At 30.6% G+C, this 26,024-nt stretch carries 18 protein-coding genes; 10 read left to right on the forward strand and 8 right to left on the reverse strand.

Annotated elements, in window-relative coordinates:
• Positions 1-50: 50 nt before the first annotated feature.
• From ACKTTV_RS01855 to ACKTTV_RS01875, 5 genes are all read right to left on the reverse strand, one after another.
• A complete protein-coding gene (locus ACKTTV_RS01855) occupies positions 51-1,913 on the reverse strand; it encodes an autotransporter outer membrane beta-barrel domain-containing protein (RefSeq protein ID WP_408029104.1) in 1,863 nt (620 codons plus the stop codon).
• Positions 1,914-2,301: 388 nt separating this feature from the next.
• The gene (locus ACKTTV_RS01860) at positions 2,302-8,823 is read right to left on the reverse strand and encodes a hypothetical protein (protein ID WP_408029105.1); all 6,522 of its coding nucleotides are present in this window, start codon (positions 8,821-8,823) and stop codon (positions 2,302-2,304) included.
• A gap of 410 nt (positions 8,824-9,233) precedes the next feature.
• Positions 9,234-10,952 (reverse strand): hypothetical protein, encoded by a 1,719-nt coding sequence (locus ACKTTV_RS01865; RefSeq protein WP_408029106.1) that lies wholly within the window; start codon positions 10,950-10,952, stop codon positions 9,234-9,236.
• Between the two features lie 177 nt (positions 10,953-11,129).
• Positions 11,130-13,013 carry a tetratricopeptide repeat protein gene (locus tag ACKTTV_RS01870; protein WP_408029107.1) on the reverse strand — a complete coding sequence of 628 codons (1,884 nt, stop codon included), beginning with the start codon at positions 13,011-13,013 and terminating at the stop codon, positions 11,130-11,132.
• Positions 13,014-13,356: 343 nt separating this feature from the next.
• A complete protein-coding gene (locus tag ACKTTV_RS01875) occupies positions 13,357-14,367 on the reverse strand; it encodes a sterol desaturase family protein (protein ID WP_408029108.1) in 1,011 nt (336 codons plus the stop codon).
• Positions 14,368-14,537: 170 nt separating this feature from the next.
• On the opposite strand from ACKTTV_RS01875, the gene ACKTTV_RS01880 reads away from it, so the two are divergent.
• Genes ACKTTV_RS01880 through ACKTTV_RS01905 form a run of 6 tightly spaced genes read left to right on the forward strand, consistent with a single transcriptional unit; the run spans position 14,538 to position 18,195 of the window.
• Positions 14,538-14,918 (forward strand): hypothetical protein, encoded by a 381-nt coding sequence (locus ACKTTV_RS01880; protein ID WP_408029109.1) that lies wholly within the window; start codon positions 14,538-14,540, stop codon positions 14,916-14,918.
• A gap of 13 nt (positions 14,919-14,931) precedes the next feature.
• On the forward strand, positions 14,932-16,083 hold the full coding sequence (locus tag ACKTTV_RS01885) for a hypothetical protein (RefSeq protein WP_408029110.1): 1,152 nt from the start codon (positions 14,932-14,934) through the stop codon (positions 16,081-16,083).
• 4 nt (positions 16,084-16,087) lie between these two features.
• Positions 16,088-16,423, forward strand: a complete 336-nt coding sequence (locus ACKTTV_RS01890; protein ID WP_408029111.1) for a hypothetical protein — start codon at positions 16,088-16,090, stop codon at positions 16,421-16,423.
• A gap of 17 nt (positions 16,424-16,440) precedes the next feature.
• Positions 16,441-16,983: a YceI family protein gene (locus ACKTTV_RS01895; RefSeq protein WP_408029112.1), complete on the forward strand. Its 543-nt coding sequence runs from the start codon at positions 16,441-16,443 to the stop codon at positions 16,981-16,983.
• Positions 16,961-17,344, forward strand: coding sequence for a hypothetical protein (locus ACKTTV_RS01900; RefSeq protein ID WP_408029113.1), 384 nt, complete (start codon positions 16,961-16,963; stop codon positions 17,342-17,344). Before ACKTTV_RS01895 ends, ACKTTV_RS01900 begins: the two co-directional genes overlap by 23 nt.
• Positions 17,329-18,195, forward strand: coding sequence for a DUF5777 family beta-barrel protein (locus tag ACKTTV_RS01905; RefSeq protein ID WP_408029114.1), 867 nt, complete (start codon positions 17,329-17,331; stop codon positions 18,193-18,195). Before ACKTTV_RS01900 ends, ACKTTV_RS01905 begins: the two co-directional genes overlap by 16 nt.
• A gap of 137 nt (positions 18,196-18,332) precedes the next feature.
• On the opposite strand, the gene ACKTTV_RS01910 is transcribed toward ACKTTV_RS01905, so the two are convergent.
• Positions 18,333-18,893, reverse strand: a complete 561-nt coding sequence (locus tag ACKTTV_RS01910) for a Crp/Fnr family transcriptional regulator (RefSeq protein WP_408029115.1) — start codon at positions 18,891-18,893, stop codon at positions 18,333-18,335.
• A 161-nt stretch (positions 18,894-19,054) separates the two neighbouring features.
• Between ACKTTV_RS01910 and ACKTTV_RS01915 the strand changes: the two genes are divergently transcribed.
• From ACKTTV_RS01915 to ACKTTV_RS01930, 4 genes are all read left to right on the forward strand, one after another.
• Positions 19,055-19,606: a hypothetical protein gene (locus ACKTTV_RS01915; RefSeq protein WP_408029116.1), complete on the forward strand. Its 552-nt coding sequence runs from the start codon at positions 19,055-19,057 to the stop codon at positions 19,604-19,606.
• Between the two features lie 138 nt (positions 19,607-19,744).
• A complete protein-coding gene (locus ACKTTV_RS01920; RefSeq protein WP_408029117.1) occupies positions 19,745-20,275 on the forward strand; it encodes a Crp/Fnr family transcriptional regulator in 531 nt (176 codons plus the stop codon).
• A gap of 31 nt (positions 20,276-20,306) precedes the next feature.
• The gene (locus ACKTTV_RS01925; RefSeq protein ID WP_408029118.1) at positions 20,307-20,933 is read left to right on the forward strand and encodes a hypothetical protein; all 627 of its coding nucleotides are present in this window, start codon (positions 20,307-20,309) and stop codon (positions 20,931-20,933) included.
• A complete protein-coding gene (locus ACKTTV_RS01930) occupies positions 20,923-21,348 on the forward strand; it encodes a hypothetical protein (protein WP_408029119.1) in 426 nt (141 codons plus the stop codon). The genes ACKTTV_RS01925 and ACKTTV_RS01930 overlap by 11 nt, the downstream gene beginning before the upstream one ends.
• A 70-nt stretch (positions 21,349-21,418) precedes the next feature.
• Here ACKTTV_RS01930 and ACKTTV_RS01935 read toward each other — a convergent pair whose 3' ends face one another.
• Both ACKTTV_RS01935 and ACKTTV_RS01940 read right to left on the reverse strand, forming a co-directional pair.
• The gene (locus ACKTTV_RS01935; RefSeq protein ID WP_408029120.1) at positions 21,419-23,044 is read right to left on the reverse strand and encodes a cyclic peptide export ABC transporter; all 1,626 of its coding nucleotides are present in this window, start codon (positions 23,042-23,044) and stop codon (positions 21,419-21,421) included.
• 154 nt (positions 23,045-23,198) lie between these two features.
• Positions 23,199-26,024 (reverse strand): non-ribosomal peptide synthetase (locus ACKTTV_RS01940; protein ID WP_408029121.1); only part of this gene is annotated, 2,826 nt, incomplete at its 5' end.

Below are 26,024 nucleotides of genomic sequence, written 5' to 3' on the forward strand. Positions count from 1 at the left end.
AATAAGCATCTCAATGAATATGAGGACTTGTTATGGCTCATTTCATATTCTTACTTTCTTTTTCCTATAATTTGCAAAACAGTTATAGCATCGGTTTTATTATCACCCCCTGAGCTTCTAACCATGTATTCAACTTTTCCTTGCGCCAGAGAAGTTATTTGTGCCGCCCTAGTGTTAGAACTTGAAGCTACGCATGTTATAGTCACAGAAGGAATACCCGAAAAGTGATTAGAGTAATTTACGGTATATGTGCTACCGCTTAAGGATGTCGTAATACCTGATGAGTTAGTAACATTGGAATTTAATGATCCATCAGTATCGACGATTACAGAAATAATTTCTACATTATTCGCCGCACCAGCTGCTCTAAGATCATCACCATCTTCGTCAATAATTACATTTCCATCGGTAGCGATGTTTTCATCAACTTTTAATTGTCCTTTTACTTGTAATAAATCGTTGTCAAACTCTCCATAAATTAAATCCCGAATATGTAACTGATTAGAAAATGTACCACCTGCTCCTGCTGCTGTTCCAATCAATACATTAGAATCTCCGTTTAAATTATAACCAGCAAAGTATCCAATAACAACATTACTATCTCCAGATTGAGCTCCTTCTGCGGCTTGGTATCCAATAACCACATTTCTACTTTCAAGATTTGAAAGATTACTAGTATTATCATAAGTACCAAAAACCTGATTTTCTGTAGAAGTAGTGGTTATTATACCATCAAACTCTAAACTACCTGTTGTTTTAATGTCTCCAGAAACACTTAATAGGTTATTTGATACTTCAACTTGAGATGCTCCATTAGTAACAAAATGGATTTCATCTGATTTACCAAAATTATTATCTCCTCCAACAGCAATCATTGTTGGTGAGCTATCACGCTCTCCTGGTGCCTGTATTGCAGAGGTATATATCCATGGTGTAGTCATGTAACCTTCATCTTTTTGGTTAGAAGCACTCTGAGTAGTACTCTGCGAACCTACCGCGATATTTCCTATAACAGCATTATCTACAACATCTAAACTTGTTTGAGGATTTGATTCTCCAATTCCAACACTACCATCAGTTTTAATCGCAATACCTTCATCTCCCCCATCGTTGTTAATCCAATTGTCTCCTAATTTTATGTTACCAGTAAGTTCAATAGTACCATTATCTAATATCTTAATTCCTTCGTTATCTCCATCATTAGACAACCAGTTGTCATTTAACTTTATATTTCCACCTAAATTTACATTCCCGCTTGCATCAAATTGGATACCTTTATTATCTGTTCCATCTCCATTAATCCAATGCGTATCTAGATTAATATTACTACCTAAGAATAATTTGTGTGATGTAGTTACTCTTCCTCCAGAATTTACCAAAAGTCCTTCATCATCACCATCATTTGAAATCCATTTTCCATCAGTTTTTATGTTTTCAGTTAATGTGTGATTTCCTAAATTATCTCCATTCTCTACATACTTCGCTTGTAATGCATAAGGCACACTTAACAACTGTGTAGTCCCCATACTCACGTAAGTTGTTCCTCCTGCAGTATCGATACTTACTTCTAAAAAATGATTATTAGATGACCAATCTATCGTTGAAAAAGTATCTCCTGTAGTACCTTGACCTACTACTAAATTAAACACTCCATATGCATTTGTAGTAGCTGTGTGAGTTTCTGTATAAACCACTGTTCCGTCTGCTGTTGCCTCATGTAGTTTAAACTGTACACCTACATTGGTGCTTGATAATACTTCTCCTGAAGCATTTCTTACTACCGACTGGTAATTAAATCCTTCTGGAGTTTGTGAATAAGCAATTAATGAAAAAAGAAATAAGCATAAAAATGCACTCAATCTCTTCACACCATTCGAGCTAAAATTATTTTTTAAATCTTTTTTAAGTTTCATGTTTAGGGAAAATTTATTTACGTTTTTATTCTTTATGTTTTTAAAATTGTTGCTCGCTAGATTTCAAAAATTCATGAGTATTCTCTCATTTTTTAGTTTTAAACACTCTGGCAAAACAACGGTGCAATACTATTTCATTTTAAAGATTCTAAAAAGAAATCATAGGGTGCAAAAAGGGGTGCAAAAAACAAAAAACCTTATTTTACTAGTATTACAGAGGTGTTTTTATGCCCCCTTCTACTATTTTACTTATAAAAATGTTATTTCTACATTATTTAAAAGGATTGTCTTATCGAGCCCAGTAGTAATTTTTAGTAATTAACCTACCAAAAATAACCTCTCGACTGTGCTCGAGGTGACAAAACAACTTTGAACACTACTTTTAATATTAAAACTGCTCGCCTTTACCAACATTCGGATTTAATAAATTGTTGATATCGGCATTTTGTACCTGACCGTTCATATCTAAATCGGCATTATTATATCCTGAAACACCTAGTTTTTGAATAATGGAATTCGTATCAATATTCTGAATTTGTCCATTTTCGTCATAGTCTCCTGAAATCATTGCAAATATTCCATTCCCCAAATCGGTAACTGAATTTATTCCTCCGGTAACATTTGAAACATCAGATGTTAAATCAACATTCGTAGAAATATCTGATAAATCAATCGCCGTTGAAGTCATAATACTTAAGTGATTTCTATGCTTGACTACGATATAGTAATTACCAGGAGTTGTTTGAAAAGAAAGCGGTGAAATTCTATCGTCTGTAACATCTACAATGTCACCATCGCGTTGAAGCACTCCAGACTTTCCTGCTATTACTATACTTGGATCGTTAGCATCTCTCAACTCTACCCAAACCCAGTCTACCATAGAATCAATTCCTGCATCATCTGTTTTTATAGATTCAGAAACCATTGCTCCATCTGCATATGGAGATGTGCCTCCATAAATACCACCACCAATTCTTAAATCATCTCGCATTAAAGCTTCTTCTCCTATATTTGGATTTATGTAGGCTCCTTGTAAATAAACTTTTAAAGACACTTGAACTTGATCACATCTGTTTTCATTGAAATTCGATTGACTATCTATGTTTGTCCAATTTGTAGTACTATAAGCAACATCATCAACAGTAATACATGTTAATTCAGCATTGTTTACTGCATCAAATTCAGTGAAATTGCTATTGTTTCCATTTTTTACATTCAAATAAACTAAGTCGTTGTCTTTACAAACAAGTGATTTTAACTTACTATTTGCACTAACATCTATACTTGTTATATCATTACTGTTACAAAATAAGCGTTCAAGATTTGTATTAGCAGATACATCTATACTCGTTAATTTATTCTGAAAAATGTCTAAACTCGTTAACGCGGTATTTGTGCTAACATCTATACTTTCAATAAGATTGCCATAAACGTTAATACTTGTTAAGTTCACAAGACCATTAACATTCAAACTTTTCAAGAAATTTGAATCTGCTGCAAACGTTTTTAAAGCTGCATTATTACTTAAATCTATAGAAGTTAATTGGTTTGCGTTTACTCTTAATACCTCCAATACTTTAAAATCTTCGATACCCGTTAAATCAGTAATATTTTTACTACCTACATTTAAGCTAGTAACTACCTCTATTAAATCTGTTGGAACCTGTCCATCACCTGAGATATCATCATATCCTAAAGCTTCTAAGGCCGCCTCAAAATTGGGATCAGGAATACTAGTATAATCGCAATAGTTAACACCGAAATTTGTCGTGCTATCTTTATTGGTCCAGTTTGTTGTGCTATATGCAGCATCATCAACCAAAACACAAGTTAAAGAAGGATTGTTTTCTATCTCAAATGTAATTACATTAGTATTATTTCCGTTTTTAACATTTAAGTAACTTAAACTAGTATCGTGTGCCCAAAGTTTTTCTAAAGCACTTTGACTACTTAAATCTAAACTTGAAATACCTGTATCATTCACACGTAATGTTTCAAGTTTTGTGTTGTTAGTTAAATCTAATAATGTAACATTAGTTTCGTCAACACGTAGCGACCTTAATTCAGGATTATTCGAAAGATCTATCGATGCTAGAGGTGTTCTATAAGCAGAAAGTATTCTAAATTCTGCATGAATACTTAAGTCTAATGTTGATACACCAGAGCTGTATGTATACAATTCTCTTAATTCAAGATTATTACTAAGATCTAAAGAAGTTAACCCTCCATTTCCTTGTACCCAAAGATCTCTAAGGTCAGGATTTTTAGATAGATCAAGCGAGGTAATACTATTAGAACCAATATTTAAATTTCTTAACAAAACATTAGTAGAAACATCTATTGAAGACAAGTTATTGCTATTGATATATAAGTGTTCCAATAGAAGGTTCTGACTCATATCTAACGTAGTAAAATTGTTACCTCTGGCATTTAATGTAACTAGAGCTGTAAAATCTTCTATTCCCGTTAATTCGTTAATTCCAAGATCATTTACAGTTAATGATGTTACCGTTTCAATTAATACAGTTGGAACTTGTCCATCTCCAGAAATATCATCATATCCTAAAGATTCCAATCTTGTTTCAAATATTGAATCTGGAATCGCTGTATAACGGCAGTAAGTATCGCTGAAACTAGCTTTATTATCTATATCGCTAGACCATCTAGTAGTACTTAACGAAGCATCATCAACTAAAATACAAGTTAAAGAAGGATTGTTATCAGCATGAAACTCATGAATTGCTGTATTATTTCCATTTTTTAAATTGAAATTAGATAAATCGTTATCCGAAGCATATACTTCTTCCAAACCTGTTGCCTCCGATAAATTTAGATCGATCAAGTTATTATCATAAATAGATATTTTTTTCAAATTAATTGCTCCTGAAACATCAATATCGGTTAAACTGTTTTCAAAAAGATAAATAGCTTCTATGCTAGCAGCACTTTTCGAAAAGTCAATACTTGTGAGTGTATTCTTTTGAAGATATAAATATTGTAAAACCGTTGAATTTATATTGGTTACCGTTGTTAAACCACAACTACTTGCATATAAAGATGTAAGCGCTGTATTTGTTGATAAATCTAAATTTGATATAGGGTTATTACTTACTATTAGTGTTTGTAACGCAGTATTATTTGTTAAGCTGATTGTTGTTAAGTTGTTACCAGAAAGACGTAAATCATATAACAACGTATTACTACTTATATCGATATTAGCAATACTATTATTTCCTATATGTGCCGTTTCAAGCAAAGTATTCTTAGATAAGTCAATACTTGTAATCCCTGAGTTAAACGAACAACGTAAATCGACAAGAGCGGTGTTGTTCGTTAAATCAATTGACGTTAGCGACATTCCATCTAGTCTTACAAACTCAAGTAACACCAAATTAGAAATATCAATACTCGTTGCTTTGTTATTTCCAACATCTAAATATGTTAACCCAACAAAGTCTTCTATACCCGTGAAATCGGTTATTGATTTGTTATTTATGGTTAACGAGCTTACCTCTTTAATTAACCTTGTAGGAACTTTACCATCACCAGGGATATCATCATACCCCAAAGACTCTAATTGTGATTCAAAGTTTGCATCAGGAATATCAGTATAATCACAATAAAGACCTTCTATAAAATTTGTTGATGTTCCAATATTTGTCCAGTTAGTTGTACTATAGGTTGCATCATCAACAGTTATACAAGTTAAATCATCATTATTTCTAACATCAAAATTGGTTATGTTGGAATTATTACCATTTCTGATATTAATATATTCTAAAACTCCTGTTTGCCCATAAAACTGAGTTAAAGCAGATTGATTTGTCAAATCTATTGAGGTAATCAAAGAACCATTTACTCTAACTTCATCGAGCTTTGTATTTGTAGATAAATCAATTGAAGCAATATTCGTATTATCAATACGTAACTGTGTCAATTCCGTATTTAATGATACGTCAAGAGCGGTCAGCTTAGTTTTATAAAGAATTACTTTTCCTAAAGCCAAATTGTTACTTAAATCTAAAGAGGTAATATCCGTTTGAAATAATTCCAAGAAACTAAGTTGTGTTAATTTACTTACATCAATGGAAGTGATATCTGTTACGGGAGCTTCTAACCTAGTTAAGGCTGTATTATTCGAAACGTCTAGCGATGTAATTGGATTAGCTCCAATATCTAAAGATGCTAGTTTTAAATTTTTAGAAAGATCAATAGCTGTTAAACTATTCTCACTAACTCCTAGAGTTTCTAATTCTGCATTATTGCTTAAGTTTATAGACGTTAAATTATTATTCTTAAGATTTAAGAATGTTAATGAGATAAAATCTTCAATACCTGTTAAATCAGCAATGGCATCACTTCTTAAATCTAAAGAAGTTACATTTTCAATATTGTCGGTAGGTACTCTCCCATCACCCGAAACATCATCATAACCTAAATTGTATAGACTAGCTTCGAAGTTTGAATCAGGAATAGATGTGTATCGACAAAACCCTGTATTGAAAAATGTTACACCTGAATCAATATTTGTCCAATTAGAATTACTCCAAGAGGCATCGTCCACTTTAATACAGCTTAATAAAGTATTTCCAGTTGCATTAAAATCACCATTGGATATTATTGTATTGTTTCCATTCTGAACATTTAAATATGACAGATTGTTATTTTCACAAGAAACTCGAGTTAATACTGGATTACCAGAAGCATCTAATCTGGTTAAATTATTATCAGCAACTCTAAGCTGTCTTAGTGCTAAGTTGTTTGACACATCAATACTAGAAAGGTTATTTCGTTCTAAAGCGATTACTTCTAACAATGTATTCTGAGAAACGTCTAAATTCGTTAAGGATACATCTTGTAAGTACAAATACTTAAGGTTAACATTGTTTGATACATTCAAATCGGTTACGTTGGCACACTCACGTATATTCAATGTTTGAAGCAAAGTATTATTAGAAACATCAATACTTGTAATAAGATTATTTCTAATGTTCAGAAATGTTAACCCTGTATTTTGTGTTATATCAATAGAGTTTAATTGATTATATTTTCCTTCAACAGACGCTAAGTTTGTATTCGCTCCAAGAACCAAACTAGCGACATCGTTTTCATTGAAAATTAAATTTTGAAGATTGGTATTCATACTTACATCTAAAGAAGTAAGTGTATTATTTTCACAGTTTAAATCTGTTAATGCAGTAAAATCTTCTATCCCTGTTAAATCTGTTATTCCTTTACTACTAATGTTTAATATGGTAAGCGATTCAATTAAGGAAGTTGGCACTTGACCATCTCCAGAAATATCATCATATCCCAAAGATTCCAAAGCAGCTTCAAAAGCAGCATCAGGGATTGCTGTATAGGATACTTGATTCACGCTAACGTTACCTAAATTTAAAACACATGAACCGTTATTGAATGTCGCTTTTAAATTGTAAGAGCCTATCCCTAGATTTGTAATCTCTCCTGTAAGAGCATCATCATTAAACACATAGGGATACGTAGTTCCGCCATCAATACTGAATTTGATTTCAGATCGCGTTGCTTCATCATCAAAATTCACTTTTATACTTCCATTATTTTGATTAATGAATGTTCCTCTTACTTCAGTTATAGATGCAGTTGGCGTAACAGTGCTTGCTAATGGAATAAAATGTACAGCTCCTGAATTTGAAGGACTATCATCTTCATTTTGTCCTATCAATAAGTTAGGATAAGAAACAACTACAGCTTTGTTAGAAAATTCATCCCAACCCGAACCTGTTGTTATCTTCGCTATTTGGGTCCAATTGTTAGTTCCGTCATCTTTAAAAATATAAACGGCATCTCCATTGGTATTACCAGCACCCCAAGTCCCTACATATAGAAATCCATCTTCTAAAGCTACCGCACTTCCAAAGCGTTGATCCATAAAACTATCTTTGTCATCATTTTGAATCATTACTCGATTCTCCTCCAAATAATCTCCATTGCTATCGGCTTTATATACATAAACCCTACCTTGATCTGCCTCTGGCGTACTTGATAATTCAAAATTCATAGCTCCAATCGCTAAGTAATCTCCTTCTACATCCATTTCCCAACCGAATGATTCCGAAGTTTCTGTTCCTCTTAATCTATGTGTACGTGACCAAGTACCATCATTTGCTTGATCCCATACTTGTACTGACCCTGCTGAAGCTCTACCAACAGAAGAGTAATCGTAAGGTCCACCAACATAAGCACGGCCATCTTCTAGAACTACTGTTTCACCAAATCGAGCACCATCATATCCCGACTGTACTTGCGGCTCTAACTTTGTTTCTGTATATGTAAATGTATTTGTACCATCATTTTCAAACAAATATGCACATCCTCCTGTACATCCCTTTCGAGCCCCAATAAGGATTAAATCACCTTCAATAGCAACCGAAGTTCCAAAACGATTGTCTGTTGTACCATCACTAGGCTCAAAACGTGTTACCTGAGTCCATGCACTTATGCCATTGTATTCAAATAAATAGGCTGCTCCAGTATCTACATCATTCTTATCTAATTGAGAACGTGCTCCTACTACCAAGTAATTTCCTTCTAGAGCTACATCCGATCCAAAATTATCACCAGCAAAACCATCATTAGCAGTTATTATTGTTTGCTGTGTCCAATTCCCTGATCCATCGTTCGTAAAAATGTAAACTTTCCCTGCTGCTTCAGCATTACTTCGTGAAGACACTGCTGCAACATTACCGTCTATCGCAACGCGTTCTCCAAATCTATGATTTGAAGTTGCATCACTAGCCTTAAGTTTCGTACCTCCTACAGCAGCAGTTGTAACTGTTCCTGAAAAAAGTGTTTCATTAAGTGAACAGGAATCTTGGCTATATGCTGACATAAAAACCAAAATTGTAATACAAAGTAATTTTATTTTCATAATGTCTTTGATGTGTTATGTTGAATAAAAATTATTTTAATTGATTAGATAGTTGAATACTATTGATTTCTATGTTTTGTTTTTGCTCATTACTTAAAATGACATGATCCCAAAGAACATTTAATGTAGTATCAAAATTTATAATTTGAATTGAAATGTATTGCGCTTTTGTTTTTATTGAAAGTATTGCAATGAAACAAAAAAGTAGATAGTGTTTTTTTACCATGTCAGTTCTTCATTATTAGATTAAAAGACGTGGCAAAAATATTCAGTTCCTTACCTTTTCAAAAGAAATCATAGGGTGCAAAAAGGGGTGCAAACACCTAAAAAACCTAATTATCAAAGGTTTATATTTACACTTTTTGCACCCTTGTCGAAAATGAGCAAGGATATAATTGAGTTAAAAAGTTCTAAAGTGTACGAATGTATTCGTCTAAAGAATCGTTCGCTGTAAGATTTAGCTTCTTTTTTAATCGATATCTTGTAGATTTAATAGCCTCAATACTGGTTTGTCTTAGTCTGGCTATTTCAGATCTTGAAAATCCAATTTTTATAAAAGAACAAACCTCTATATCTGTTTTTGTAAGGTTCGGATGAAGTTCTTTAATTTTTTTCAAAAACTCATAGTTTAGAGTTTCGATATTTCTTCTCAATACCAAAATTTTAGAATCTTCCAGTTTATCTGCTTTTAAATCAGCGATAATACTAGTTAGTGTAACACCTTCTTTTTCTTGAGATAATTTATTCAAATTATCAGCCAATTTTTCTTTAGTTCGAAGATGTGTTAAAGTTTCTGTAAGGAGTTCATTTACTTCCTCTGTCAATTTTTGCTTATCAGTATTTAAAGCAAAAATCTCATTATCGCTTTGTTTTAACTGCTGCTTAAACCTCTTCCCTTCTCTACGTTCTTTTAACCATTTTAGTCTTATATTCCTAATAACAAAAAATGCAATAAACACCCCAACAAGACTTAAAAGAAGAATAAATTTATTTTGAGCTAATGCCTTATCTTTTTCTAAAACAAATATTTCCTTTTGCTTAACAAAAAGGATACTGTCCTTCGTCTTTTTATTAGCAAATTCCAACTCCAATACTTCCCTAGTTTTATTTTCGGTATAAATTTCATTCTGCATTTTATCATATACCTTAAAATCATCTAAAGCTTTATAAAGTTTACCCGATTTCTCATTTATCTGTGCCCTCAATTTATACGTCATTGATTCTAGATGCTTCTTTTCAACTCGATGAGCTACCTGAATTGTTGAATCTGCATAGGTTTTTGCTAACGAAAACCTATTGAGCATAAAATAAAGCTTTGTTAAGTCATAATAGCATTCACTTAAATAATGTTTATGCTCTTCTTTTTTAAAATAGTTTGTGGTTTTTCTGGCCATTTTTACTAAATCATTCAAAGAATATTTTTGAGCTGAAACATCCAATATCGATTTACCATCCAAATTTTTTGAGTAAAATTTGGGATCAAAATCTTCCAATGAAAATCTAACAAATGTAATATTAGATGCAAAATACTCGAAATCAGCACCTATATCTTTAAAAATAATTCTTGCCTTTTTTAAATAATAAAAAGCAGAATCTTTCATCTCTCTGAAGTCAAAATTACCAGAAAGCAATCTATAACTTATTCCTAGTTGTTTTTTGAAAGGTTTTTTATTTATCTCAATAGCCTTTTTAAAATACTTGGCTCCCTCACTATAGTCATATTGATAGTCATATAAATTACCAATGTTGATATTAACATTTATAATTTTATTCGTGTCTTTTATTTCCTCATATAGAGATTTAGCTTTATTATAATTCTTCAGAGACTCTGGGTAATCGGATCTTATTCGAGAAATAATTCCTCGTCTTTCAAATATTTGACCACGATGTTTTCTAGTATCAAACTTAACTGTGTCTAACATCGTTAAAATCTCAGTTAAAAGAGAATCAGCCTTTTTTAAATCGCGTGCATGATAATATTTATTTAACCATAGATAATTAACTATTTTAATGGAATCATTTTTTGAGTTAGCAATCTCTTTTTTTATTTTTAATAATAACGAATCGGTTTCCTGAGAAAAAGATTTTAAGGATATAAAAACTAAAAAAAAGTAAATAATTCTTCGCATAAACTCTTAGAAATAATTAACTAGTACAAAATTAAAGGAATTATGAATACTAAAGGAAGTCACGCTTTCAATTTATAAACTTTACTCAAATAAGACATAAAAAACTCTTCTTTTAAGAAGAATTACTATCAATTAATATATTGAAAAAATTAGAACAATATCTATAACTAACAACCTTTAAAGTGAACGAATATAATCATCCAAAGAATCGTTCGCTGTAAGATTTAGCTTCTTTTTCAATCGATATCTTGTCGATTTAATAGCCTCAATACTAGTCTGTCGGAGTGTTGCTATTTCTGTTCTCGAAAATCCAATTTTTATAAAAGAACAAACCTCAATATCCGTTTTTGTAAGATTGGGATGAAGCTCTTTTATTTTTTTCAAAAATTCATAATTTAGAGTTTCGATATTTTTCCTCAACACCAAAATTTTTGAATCTTCTAATTTATCTGCCTTTAAATCGGCTATAATACTCTTAAGTGTAACACCTTCTTTTTCCTGAGATAACTTATTCAAATTATCAGCCAGTTTTTCTTTAGTTCGGAGATGGGTTAGCGTTTCTGTAAGGAGTTCGTTAACTTCTTCTTTTTTTGTAGTAACTTCTGTATTTAAATCTACTATCTCTCTTGCTAAAGCTTTTCGTTTTCTTTTTGCTCGTCTCCAAAGCACATAAAAAACCATAAATAATATTAAAACAACAATAAGTGAAATAGCTACTGTAACTCTACTTTTGTATTTTTCAATTTCTTTATCTTTTTCTAATAGCTCAATTTCAGTTTTCTTCTTAAATATTTCTTGATCTTTTCGATCTGTCTCAAACTTTGCTTGGTAATATAAAAACGTATTATCTTTTATTATTTTATTGCTGGCTTCTTCTAATTGTAAATAGGCGCTTAAATGTTCGTATGCTTTTTTATATCGTTGTGTCGCACCATATACTTTTGCTATTTCCTTTTCTGCCCTTTTAACTTTTTCACCTTGCCCTTCTACCCCTTTCAAAGCTAATACCTTTTTTAATGCACTTTCAGCTTTAACATAATCTTTCTTTTGGGTGTATACTTTTGCTTGGTACTCATAATTCATTCTTTGAAAAAAATCAGGAGCACTCGTTTCTTTTGCTAATTTTTCCGTTTTTTCTAAGTATTTTTCGGCTTCTGTTATATTATCTTGTTTTAAATAATAGTCTACATTTAAACTTGCCAAAAAAAGCTCTGATAATATATGCTGCTGTTTATTCTTTATACTATCCGTATACAATAATGTTGAATCAATATACTTTCTAACTTTATCATATTTTTGAACTTTAAAATTTATCCTCGCCAAATTACCATACGCATAATACAAAGCTTGGTAATCCTTCGTTTCCTTCGCGTTAGCCAAATTTCTTTCACGCTCAGTGATGGCTTTTTGATGAAAACCATTTTTCGCATAAATGCTAGCTAATTCCGATAATGTGAAGTTTTTATAAAAATTATCTTCTAATTTATCGTACAGCTTATATGCTTCTTCATAATAAGTAACTGCATTTAAAAAGTCATTTAAATCATTATATACTTGAGCTGCAAAAAGTCTTGCATCAGCTGCATTAATAACCCCTTTATTTTCCTCAATAAATATATCTCCAGAGCGCTTATAATCTATAAGTGCTTTTTGGTATTGATCCGTATTATAATAGTAACTAGCTCTTTTGAGTAATAAATGAGCTTCAGTTGTAGCATCCTTAAAATATTGTTGATAGCTCAACATTTTATCGACATAATACTTCGTTGAATCTAGTTGACCTAAACTGGTAAAATTTTCAATTAAAAAGCGTGACTTCTGAGCTAATAAATCATATTCTTCAAAGTGTTTAGCCAACAACAGATACTCTTTTAAGAAAACAACTTTTCTGTCAGAATTTTCGTTCGTGGTTTTATTAGTTAATTTTTCTAAAATTTTAAATCGAACTTCTTTATCAGAAGTACTTTTTAACTGCTGAGTTAATTCTTCTATCGACTTTTGAGAGAAAACTTGAAGGGAAAAAATAAAAAAAAGAATAGATACTAAAATTTGCTTACTCATTTAATATTTTAAAGTTTAGGGATACTTTTTGTTTTTATTGTCAACTCTAACAAGAGATAACTAAATTATAGTGCAAAAATACTTTGACCGCGCCTTTAAAGCAATTTTTTAATACAATTTCTCCTAATCTATTTGTTCTTTAAAAGGATAATTTCCATTACTGTTCATCTTAAATTTAATTACAAACATTCCCTTTACCCATTGAAAAGTATTTAAACTTTAATTACTTCTTTATAAATAATTCTGAAATCAATAAAAAAACAATCTTATTACATAGCCATTAGCAATAATGTTCATTTTATATTTATAAGAATATTAAAATATCAAACAAATTCATCTAAATTTATTCTAGATTATCATTCTTGGATTTATCCTTTGGCATCCAATCAGGTGGTTTTATAAATACTCGTAATTTATTACCTATTCCAGATACCTTACTCAATTTATCCCTCAATCGTGTTATACCATGAAAGAACACTTTAATAGGGTTTATGCTATTCAATGGTTCAGATATTCCATATACAACCTTTTCTTTTTCAGGCTCAAAAGTTCCTAGAAATCTATCCCAAATTATTAATATTCCTCCATAATTCTTATCCCAATACTGTCGATTAGATCCATGATGAACTCTATGATGTGACGGTGTATTAAAAATGAACTCCACAGGTTTTATTAATTTTCCAATAATTTCAGTATGTAATAATGTTTGAAATACTTGAACAAATACCTCAGATAGAAGTACTAATATTGGGTCAAAACCTAGCATAACAATTGGTAGTGAAAAAATGATAGGTAAAATAGCATCCAAAGGACCAAACCTATAGGCTACCGACATATTAAAATGAGGTGAACTATGGTGTACAGTGTGAGTAGCCCAACCTATTCCTATTCGATGCATTGTTCTGTGTTCCCAATAGTAAGCAAAGTCAGCTAATAATATACAAGCTATTATTGTAGCCCAGTTAATATCTAAATGAGGTAAACTAAGATTATTATATATCCAATAATAGAGCTTAGTTATTGCCAAAATACCTAGAATGATTTCTATTAAAAAGAAACCTCCAAAAGTTATGATATTAGCGATACTATCTAAAATCAAGTCTTTGCTTAATCTTCTCAAAAAAGCATGCCGAATCAATTCAATAAAAAAGAAAGGAATAATTATATAAACCAAACTCAAATCATTAAGTATATAAAACCAATATTCTACATTCTCCCATTGCAAGGTTTTAGAAAAAAAAGAAATGAGATTATCTTCTCCGTTCAAATCATAATTATAATAAAAGAAATGAGCAAAACCAGTTAGAGCAATAATAACTAACAAACTTCTAATCAATAAGGTTGAATTTTTCATCTTGAATAATTTTGTACAAAATTGATAAACAAGATTCCACTTTCTTTTGACTTATGTCAAAATATTAAAGTAATCAAAATTTGTCAAAGCCTTAAAATATGATTTTGACATAGGTCAAAAAAACTTCTTAACATCCTTTACATTTTTGCATCAATGTTAAATTATTGATCATGAAACAATCTTTATTTATTGTTATCATCTTTTTTTTAAGCTGTTCTAAACCTTTTGATAATAGGCTTTTGGGAATATGGAAAACTAATAGCAAGTTTTATAGAGCTACCTATAAATTTGAAAAAGTTAATCATAATATAATTGGTAAACTTCTCTACTATAATGATGGAACGACCATACTTCACGAGACAGGTACTACTAAAGATATTTTTATTAAAAATTTAAGGTATGATGATCACCTTTTTATAGATGCAGTATCTGGAGCCACTCAAACAACTTCTCGAAACTATGAAATTAAGGTCATGCATACGGACACTTTAGAAGTCACCACCTTCATACACAACAAACCTTCAATAGAAACTTGGACTAGAAAACATTAATAAAAACTAAATTATGAAAAAAAGACACTTTCTTTTTGGAGCATTTTTTGTTCTTTTTTTAATTGGATGTGAAGACAACGTAAGAGATATCACTGAAGGAACTCTTCCTAACACTCCAACAAATCCCTCTACGGAAGTAATTCCTATGGATATTACGCTTGACGGATTCGATTTTCTTGAGAAAATGCAAGGACATTGGGTTGGGATGAATAAAGTGATTGCAGATGAATACCCCTGGTTTGCTTGGGATTATAGAGCCATTTCAAAATCACATATACATGGCATTCATGAAGGAGGTACCTTAGGAAATCTTTTCACTTCATTTTTTATAACAAATTATAAAGGAGTAAGAACCATTATGGCACGTAATGGGGGATTACTTAATGGAATTTACCGTACAAGTTATTTCGTAATGGACAAAGTTGAAGACAGAGGTGCTGAAGGTAAATATTATAGATTGGTTGATGCTATTGGTGGAACTGGAATTATGTACATGGAACTTCGATTTAAAGGTGATGAACTATACTTTAATTCATATACCAGTAATTTAGGAAACCGTGTACCTTCCCGACATATGACTTTCAAAGGAAAGAAAATGCATCTGGAACTAGCATTTGCCGCTCAAAATGCTACTGGTTTTCCTGAAAACACAATCGATGATAGTTTAGATTTTGCTAACGGATTTAATCCAGATCATTTATACACTGAACAAGCAGGACAACCAGCTAAATCGGCAACATTTTTAGCTTCACAAACAAATAACGATGTGTATGAATTAGCTCCTCAATCCGGAGATCCATATATTATTACAGATCATCCAAGATTAGGTACTTTAACTGTAAATATTACGAGAAATAGTGAGATTACAAATACAAATTTGCTCGTGTATTTATCAAAAGCACCTTTAACAGATACCAATGGCTACTTAACATCAGATACGGCTGCTTTTAATACCATCTTGCACTTTCCCATTTTAGAAAATAATGAGAATACATTTTTATACACCTATTTGCATCCAGGAAATTACTACCTAACAATTGCTGCCGATAAAAACGGAGATGGTGCCCCTAGGGAAGGAGATATTTTAAGTATAAGTAAATTACTAATTATAAATCCGTTAGAAAACAAAATAGAAAATATAACCAATGTTAATGTTGAAAATTAAAAGAATGAGAAAAATATTTTATTTAGCCACTGTTCTATTAGGCTTTAGCTGCACAACCGCGGAAATTCCTTTAACAGGAGTTCCTATTGATAGAACTGTAACTTATCAAAGAGACATTCAGCCAATCATATTTAATAACTGCTTAACCTGTCATAGTTCAATAAACCCCGCTAATGGATTAATTCTAGAATCGTATGTCCAAGTAAAAAACTCCGCTCAAAATGGAAATTTGATAACTCGTATAAATGATGGTGCCAATCCTATGCCTCAAAATGGCCTTTTAACTGCGGCTAATAGAGCTCTCTTCGACAAGTGGAAAGTCGATGGCTACATTGAATAACTCAAAACACATCAAACATGAAAAATTTAATCATATTAACAATACTATTATTTTCACAATCAATAGCAGCTCAAAAATATTTTACTAGAACGGGTACAACCCATTTTAAAGCTTCGGTAGACGCTTTTGAACCCATTGAAGCCATAAATAATAGTTCCTCTTCAATTTTAAAAGTGGATACTGGAGATATTGCAGTTCAACTTTTCATAAATTCTTTTCAATTCAAAGTAGCATTAATGCAAGAACATTTTAATGAAAATTATATGGAATCAGAGCGCTACCCTAAAGCAGTTTTTAGAGGAAAAATAAGTGGTTTCACCTTAGAGAAAATAAAAAAACAACAAGTATTTCCTTTGCTTGGAACACTTACTATTAGAGGGAAAAAGAAGGATATCAACACAACAGCTACAGTTTTTTTTCAGCAAAACAAAATTAAATTATTATCTAATTTCTCTTTAAAGCCACAAGATTTCAATATAAAAATACCAAGCATTGTTCGTAAGAAAATTGCGAATCAAATAAATGTTTCTATAAATTATGAGTTACTTCAAAAAAACTAAGGTTATCCTATTATGCTTCCTTTTCATTTTAACATTTTATTCTATATATAAGTATTCCTATAAACCACGCAAAACAATTGAAGAACTTTCTATTAACTATAAGGGAAAGTCAACAGATTTTTTAGAAATAGCTAGTAATGATTTTAGTAAGTGGAATTCTAAAATAGTAGAGCTAAGTGGAAAGGTTTCAGAACTTGGAAATAAAGGGATAATCATTAATCGCCAAATATTTTGTCAATTTAAAAATTCTCATAAAATCAAAACAATAAACTTAAATCAAAACATTACGATAAAAGGTCGTGTTATTGGGTACGACGATTTACTAGAAGAACTAAAACTAAATCAATGCATACTAAAGTAAAATTTTTCCTTTTCATTCTTTTTTTATCTCAGATTATAATTGCTCAAGATGATTTATTAGATGAGCTTAACAACGAAACTAAGCATGTAAAACTATTTGATTTACCAGCGTTTAAAACGATGCAAATAGGGAACTTACAATCAACAAAAGTTGCTGATAAAGGCGATCTATATTTAATTGTTTCACATCGATTTGGATCGCTAAGAGATGGAATCGATGAATTCTTTGGATTAGATCAAGCTAACACTAAAATTCAACTCGTTTATAGTTTTTGGGATGATATTCAATTAGGAATAAGTAGAGATAGTTTTGAAAAAACTTATTCTGGAACGGCTAAGGTTAAAATAACCAAACAATCCAATAAATTTCCTTTCAACGTTGTAGGATATACGAGTGCCGACATCAATTCAGAATTAAAAAAAGCTAATTATCCAAATTTGAAATTTGCTGATCGAATGAGTTATACATTCCAACTTTTAATCTCTCGTAGAGTTTCTAAAAACTTATCATTACAATTGGCTCCTTCTTTTGTTCGGCAAAACCTACAAGATTTAAACGCAACTAAAAAAAGAAATCACAATCAATTTTTAATGGGAATCGGAGGTAGTTTAAAGGTTAGTAAGCGAATGAGTTTAAATTTAGATTATTCATACAATATTAACAAAGACAAAAAATCAATATATAAAAACCCTCTAACTATAGGAATTGATATTGAAACTGGCGGTCATGTATTCCAATTGCTCTTCTCTAACTCGAGAGGAAGCAACGATAGTGCTTTTTTAACAAAAACTCAAGGAGATTGGAACAACGGAAGTATTTCTTTCGGATTTAATGTTGTGAGAGTTTTTTAATCGTAGGACGATATCCAAGAGTTTTAATTCTACGAGGCTTGCCTATAAATATAAGATTATAAATTCAACCGATACCCCATATGCTTGCATTGGGGTTGTTCTTTTCGAAGAACCTCTCTTTCCATAATAGAGTTTTTTTATTTCACTCTAATCCTACTCAAGGTTTCTTGGCTTATTCCAAGCATAGATGCTATATGACCTAAATTGGCTATTTGTGTAATATTAGGATAGGCACTTACTAACAAATCATATTTTTCTTTAGCAGATAAAAAATAATATCCTTTGTAAAATTCATCTATTATTGCCAACTCCTGCTCCATCACTAAACGTCCAAACCGCTCCAATTCCGAATGTTGCTCATACAATAATTGCCAATTTTCATAAGAAATTGAAAAAACCGTGCATTCATCTATCGCAGCTAAATATTCATTAGAAGGGTTTTGTAAGATGTAACTTCCCCAAGAAGTAAATAGCGTATTAGGTCCGTAAACCCAGTGTGTGATATCTTTCCCTTTCTGATAAATAAAGCTTCTTATACTTCCTGTTTTCAAAAAATATAAATGTTTACATGTTCTTCCAACATCTAAAATTTGTCTTCCTTTTTCAAAAACCTCCTCTTTAGTAACACTTAAAATATGCTCTATTGTTTCTTCTTTTAAATCGACAAATTCTTTTATATAATCTATAAACTCTTGCATAATGCTAATTTAACAAATTGTCTTTCTCATAACTCTAGTTTATCAAAATTGTTCGCAAGAAGATTAAGAGTACTTTGATTATTAAATTAATTTCATTCAGTAACAAAACTTTAAGTCAATCATCTTTTTAAAAATTACAATCATTTAAATTAACTATACCAATGTCTACAAAACCAATATTAAACAATAAAACCTTTATTGTTGTATGTCTTTTTCTATTAACACTCACCTTTATTCTAATTGAGTATTTTAAAGGAGGAGTAATTACTCATCACCTTCTGGCACGCGAAGACTTGCCAGGTATTTCTAATTGGTGGGGATTATTAACTGTTCCAGTATTAGGTTTGTTAAGTGTACATTTCATTGATAAACGTAGAAATAAATTAATCAAATCTGAAGCAATAAATATTAACTATTTTGACTCCAAAATTCTCAGAAGCTTTTTATTTGCGTTACTTTTTGGAAGTATAGCATCATTACTTTGGGAGTTTGGTCAAGCTGAAATTTTGCAATACTATATTCTTTTACCTATTCTTATTGCTTTTTTCAAACCTGTCCATTTTACTGAATACTTATTAGGTTTTGTTGTTGGAATGCTTTACACATTTGGAGGAATACTACCCATTTTGATCGGCACAGTATCACTAATTATATGTTTTATAATGCATAAATTAATAAACCTAATAATAGGGTTATTTACAAAAGCTAAATGAATAAAAATCTCAGCTTAACTTAATAAAAATTAAATATTTGATTAGCCTTTAAAATATACTTATTAAACAACCTTCATTTCAATTTCAAAAAGGTTATCTTTTTATTTTGTAAATTTCAACTATCGACAGCCCTTACAAATGAAAAAAGAAACTATAAGTCAATCTATTCATAGAATAGATCACATAAAAAAAGGCTCCCTTTTTCTTCAAGTAGGGAAACCTTGTATTGAAATTGGAATGATCGAAAAAGGAATTATGCGCGGTTTCGTTTATGATCATGATGGAAACGAAATCACCACTCATTTCTATCAGGAATATGATATGGTTATTGGCAGTTATATTCCAAATACAAATACAGCAATGTCTGTTGAGGCTCTAGAGGATTGTAAAATTTCGGTTGCTGATTATTCACAAGTAATGAATAACGTTAATAAGGATAGAGAAATTACAGATATTATCACTAAACAATTTCAAAAATTAAACAATCAATTACAAGCTAGATTGGTTTCTTTGCTCAATTTAAATTCTGTAGAAAAATATGAGCTTTTTTTAAGAGAATATCCAAGTTTAATTAATCGTATACCTCATTACTATATTGCAAATTATCTTGGTATAACACCAACACAATTAAGTCGAGCAAGAAAACAATTTATCGACAAATGTAAATGAGATTAAAAATACTGCGTCGTTACTTTGCAGTATGAAAAATATTTTAACACTTACTTTAGGAATGCTGTTGGTTATAGGTTGTAATGGACAGCATCACAATGGGAAAGGGCACAGTTCTCATTCTTCAACACATAATAGCCAATCATCTAAATATAAACAAAAGAATATTGAAATTCTTGCTTCTGAAACTATAGAAACCTTTCCAACTGTTGGATTTAAAGCTGTTTATAAAGATACAATCGCTTATTCTGTTAATAATGTGTTCCCTCTATTTGAGCCACGAGGGCGTAAATTACTTTATTCAAATTGGGATCCAATCGAATTAAAAAAAGGGGAAAAAGGAACGTTAAAGGGACAAGTTTTATTTTCAAAATATGATGATCTTGATGTGATGCTTACTGTTACAGATTATAACCCTGAAAAAGGGCATATTCAGTATCTTGTTATATGGGATGATTTTGAAATTCAACGAATAGATATCTATTGTACTCAAGGAAAAACAAAAAATGCTACAGAAATTACTTGGTTGGAATACAATGCTGGCTTGTATGAAAAAGGCACACCATTAGTTAGTAAATTTATTGAAGAGGGATACATTTTTAAGATAGTTAAACGTTACTTAACCAATATTAAACACAAATTAGATAATGAAAACTAAATCAAATCACCATCAACTTTCAGATTCTGAATTTATTGAACAATTTACAAAAGGTACTCTAAACCCCGAACTTTTCAATCACGAAGCTCATTTACGTTTAGCTTGGCTGTACATTAAAAAATTCGGAGTGAAACAAGCTGAAAAAGATATTCAAAAACAACTTCTAAATTTTGATGTAATCGTTGGAAAAGGAGATAAATATCATACCACTCTAACAATTGTTTCCATAAGAATTGTAAACCATTTTATGCAGAAATCCAGATCAAATAATTTCTTAAATTTCATTAATGAATTCCCACAATTAAAACTAGAATTTAGAGAACTCATAAATACTCATTATAGTTATGATATCTTTGAATCAGAAAAAGCAAAAATAAAGTTCTTGGAACCTGATTTAATTGATTTTAAAAAATAAATATTTCCAATTCACCATTCAATAGTATAGATATTATTAAGTTAAGAAATGTAAAAACTCGATTGTTTAATCAAAAAACCGTTTCCAAAGAAGTATTATTTTTTGCTTCAACATCTAAAACAATATTACCATAATCGAATTTAATAATTCGATCTGCATATTTAAAATAAGTATCATCATGAGTAACTGCGACTATTGTTTTCCCCTCTTCTTTAAGTTGTGGCAATAAATTTTCGTAGAATTTTTTGCGAAAATACGGATCCTGATCTGCCGCCCATTCGTCTAAAACAAGAATAGGTTTTTTCTCCAGTAATGCCAAAATTAAAGACATTCTTTTACTCTGCCCTTTTGAAAAAATTCTTCTTGCTGATTTTTCTTTATTATCAGTAACCACCTCATTTAACTCCATTACGCTCAATAATTCGTCATACTCCAAATTATTTTCCAAAGAATAATTGTCGTAATTACTAGAATATATATAATTATCCGTAAACACGGCTGATATCATGTTTTGTATATCAGTAGCATTTACTACACCTTCTCTTTCATTCAAAATTATACTTCCTTTCGTTTTTTTATACAAACCGGTTAATAAATTAACGAAGGTACTTTTACCACTTCCGTTTCCTCCTACTACAAATATGGTTTCCCCTTTTTTTATTGATAAATTCAAAGGACCTAATACAAAAGTGTCTCCTTTATTTTCTTTTTCATAAGTAAAACAAACGTCTTTAAACTCTAAAGAGTCAAATACAGTATTTTTACTATTTTCCACTACTTCTTCCTCATTACTAAAATCGTCCATAAATGTCTTTATTCTTGAATTAGCAACTATTAGTCTGGTATAAATATTTTGCATGTTGATTAAATCATTTATAGGTCCAATAATAAATAATAAAACCACTACATAAGAAATTACATTGTTCCTTTCTAAAATTCCGAATTCAGGTAGTATAAAGAGAATCCCACCTATTATTAAGTATAACCCATATTGACTAATTAAACTTATTGATAGAAAAACATAATTGATTTTAAAGTCTAATTTTTCTGCTTTATCTCTATTCGGTGAAAGAAAAGACTTCATTAATTTATTTCGTCTGAATACACTTAATTTGAACCCTTTAAACCCTTTAATAACATCTTCAACAAGTCTATAATAGTACTCATTGTAGTTTCGGAGTTGGTTGACTTTTTCGGACATTACATTCATAGCAAAAAAATAAATAAACATCATAACTACTATTACTCCAATAACAACTAAACCTGCTGTAATGGACAAAGTAAGCAGGTAGGCTATACAAATTAATAGCATCATGATAGAATTCATAGAATGAGTAAGAATTTCTGGTAAGGTTGAGAATATCCTTAAATCTTCTATAACGGTGTAAAATCTTTGCGACCCCAAATTTTCAAGAGTTTCAAGTGGTGTTTTTAAAATTTTATTAAACACTCTTTTCTCATTTTTATACAATAAATTGAAAGAGTATTTATTAATATACTTTTGAAATATTATATTTAATAGATAAGTAATAGCAATAATTGATACGAATACCAACCCTATATTGTAACCCGAAAGTTTATTACTATTTCCTGAAATAGCATTGTTTATTATATATAGTATCGCAAAATTTAGTAGGGTATTCGGTATGGCATAAATAATTAAGCCAATTATATGTTTTAATTTAAGTTTTAACATAATTGTATTTTCGTTAATCCTGAATATTTATGCAAAATATTCGACCGTTTATCAACTCTGGTGTAAATCAAAAAAGTGTTTTTTTAGATAAAAAAACATTTTCTATGTTCTTACATCAATTTTGAATAGATTTATTCAATTCTTTTTAAGAGCTCTACGCATCATTAGACATGAGCTTTCTATTCATTATTTCTTTTGATATTTCCTTAATATTTTGTTTTTCTAAAATGTTATTGTGATTAGAATTAACCTCATGTACAACTATTTTTTTGTTTGTATAATGACTCCATCCATATTCATGTTTTTCTAATATTTTTGATATTTCTAAGTCATTTACTTCTAATTTGTTTGAATTCAACATTGCCTTAAATAAAACAATTACTGTATTTAATTTTGCGTGTGTTTTGGGTTGGTAGTTATAAGCAGCTAATTCATTATTAATATTTACCTCTAAAAATGCTATTAAATCTGGCTTCTTTATGTTAAAACCTTGGTCTTTTATATAGTCAAATATAATATCTATCTGTTCCTTTTCAGATCTGTTTTCAATAGACAAAATTGACCAATCAAAACTTTTCTCTAGTAGGTCTTCAATTCCATTTTTCACAATGTTTTTAAAGATTTTATCTCTATTTAATTTTCGGTTAATTGTAAATAAAGGTAAGCTATCAAAGAAAATTAGCTCCTCTACGATATAACCTCTATCATTTAGTTGTAAAGCCATTTCATAGGCTACAATACCACCAAAAGAGTATCCACCAATACTATAAGGACCTTTTGAGTCTATTTTTTGCATTTCAGTAATAAAAACAGAAGCTAATTCTTCAACTGATTTTACTGTTGATGAAATTCCAGATAGTCCAGGGCACTGAAAAGCATACAAAGAATGGTCTTTACCAACAGTTTTTGCTAATTCGGTATAACAATTAATGGTGCCGCTTACTGGCGGGGCCAAATAAATAGTTTTTGAATTGTTGGTTTCATTTAAAGGAATTATAATATCCTCTTTAAATCCACTGAAAGTATTACAATTCTTTGCCAACTCTGAAATTAAAGGTTCTTTAAATATCGTTGCAATATTTATGTTGGCATTTAGTTTATCATTAATGGTTGTTACCAACCTTGAAACCATTAAACTATGTCCTCCTAACTCAAAAAAATTATCGTGAATTCCTATTCTATCAATACCTAATAATTCTTGCCAAATATCACATAATTGTTTTTCTATTTCATTTCTGGGAGCTACATACTCCTTTAATGGTAAATGATTATACTCTAAATTGTATAACGCTTTTCTATCAAATTTACCATTTGAATTAATAGGCAACGAATCTAATTTTGTCCAAAACCGAGGAATCATATACTCTGGTAATGTTAGTTTGAGGTAATTTTCTATACTATTCTTATTAAAATCACCTTTTAAAACAATATAACCGACTAAATACTTATTCCCTAAATCATCTTCTTTAGCTATCACACAACATTTCTCTACTAAAGGAGCTTTAGAAAGAGCTTCCTCTATCTCTCCTAACTCTACTCGATATCCACGTATTTTTACTTGATTATCTTTTCTTCCTATGAACTCAATATTACCATCTGGTAACCATTTAACCAAATCTCCTGTTCTATACAAACGCCCTTCATTTTTAAAAGGATTGGCAATGAATTTTTCTTTTGTAAGTTCTTTTTTATTTAAATACCCACGCGCTACTCCGGCCCCTCCAATGCATAGCTCTCCTACAACCCCAATAGGTTGTAAACTCATATATGAATTGGTTACATAAGTTAGAGTATCATTAAGAGGTTTACCAATAGGAATGTTTTTCAATTCTTGATTTATTATTTCATAAGTTGTTGCATACACAACCGTTTCTGTAGGTCCGTAAATGTTAAATAATTGCCCTTTATTGATATGTGATTTTCCATTTAAGACACGAGCTACCGAAGCTGCCTCTCCTCCAAATAACATCTTTTTGATACTAGGAAATCCTTTCGGATTTGTATCAATTATATTATTAAACAATGCCGTTGTTAGAAAACAAACTGTAATTTCTTTTTTATTCAAGAAATCTTTTAATTCTTCGGCATTGTGAGAAACGTGTTTATCAATTAAATATAATTGAGCTCCATTTAACAAACTACCAAAAAACTCATAAATAAATCCATCAAAAGCATAATTCGACCACTGTAAAACTTTATCTTCATTACAAATTGCAATGTTGGGTTCATTTTTGACAAGTTTTATAATATTTTTATGCTCCACCATTACTCCTTTAGGTTTTCCTGTACTTCCTGATGTGTAAATAACATAAGCCAAATGATCAGGTTTTAAAACTCTTTCTAAATCACCTGATGAATAACTTGAGAGCAATTCTCGATCACTATCTAAATCTAGTAGTGAAACTCCTTCTTTTACAAAGCACCCTTCTCCACTAGTTAAAAGTAATTCAATACCAGTGTCTTCTACTATATAATCGATTCGATCCTGTGGGTAATCTGGATCTATCGGAACATAGGCTCCTCCTGATTTTAATATCCCTAAAATACCTACAACCATATCCAATCCTCGTCTCAAACAAAGCCCTATTAAATCATCGGGTTTAACCCCTTGTTCTCGTAAGTAATGAGCCAACTGATTTGATCGCTTATCTAACTCCAAATAACTCAATGATTCATCTGAATAAACCACTGCTATAGAGTCTGGTGTTTCTAAAACCTGGGCTGAAAATAAATCTACCAAAGTCTTTCCTTTTGGATAAGGAACTTTTGTAGAGTTAAATTCTTCTAATAATGTATGTTTCTCTGATTCGGTTACTATTGATATAGCACCTATAGGTCTTTTTATATCTGATACTATGTTCTTTAACAATACCTGATAATGGTTAAATAAACGCTCTATAGTGGATGACTTAAACAGGCTTGAATTGTATTCTATTTCCAAACCTAAAAAAACTCCCATTTCAGAGACATTGAATGTTAA

The sequence above is a fragment of the Tenacibaculum xiamenense genome, from assembly GCF_964513065.1.
GTDB classification, from domain to species: Bacteria; Bacteroidota; Bacteroidia; order Flavobacteriales; family Flavobacteriaceae; genus Polaribacter; species Polaribacter xiamenense.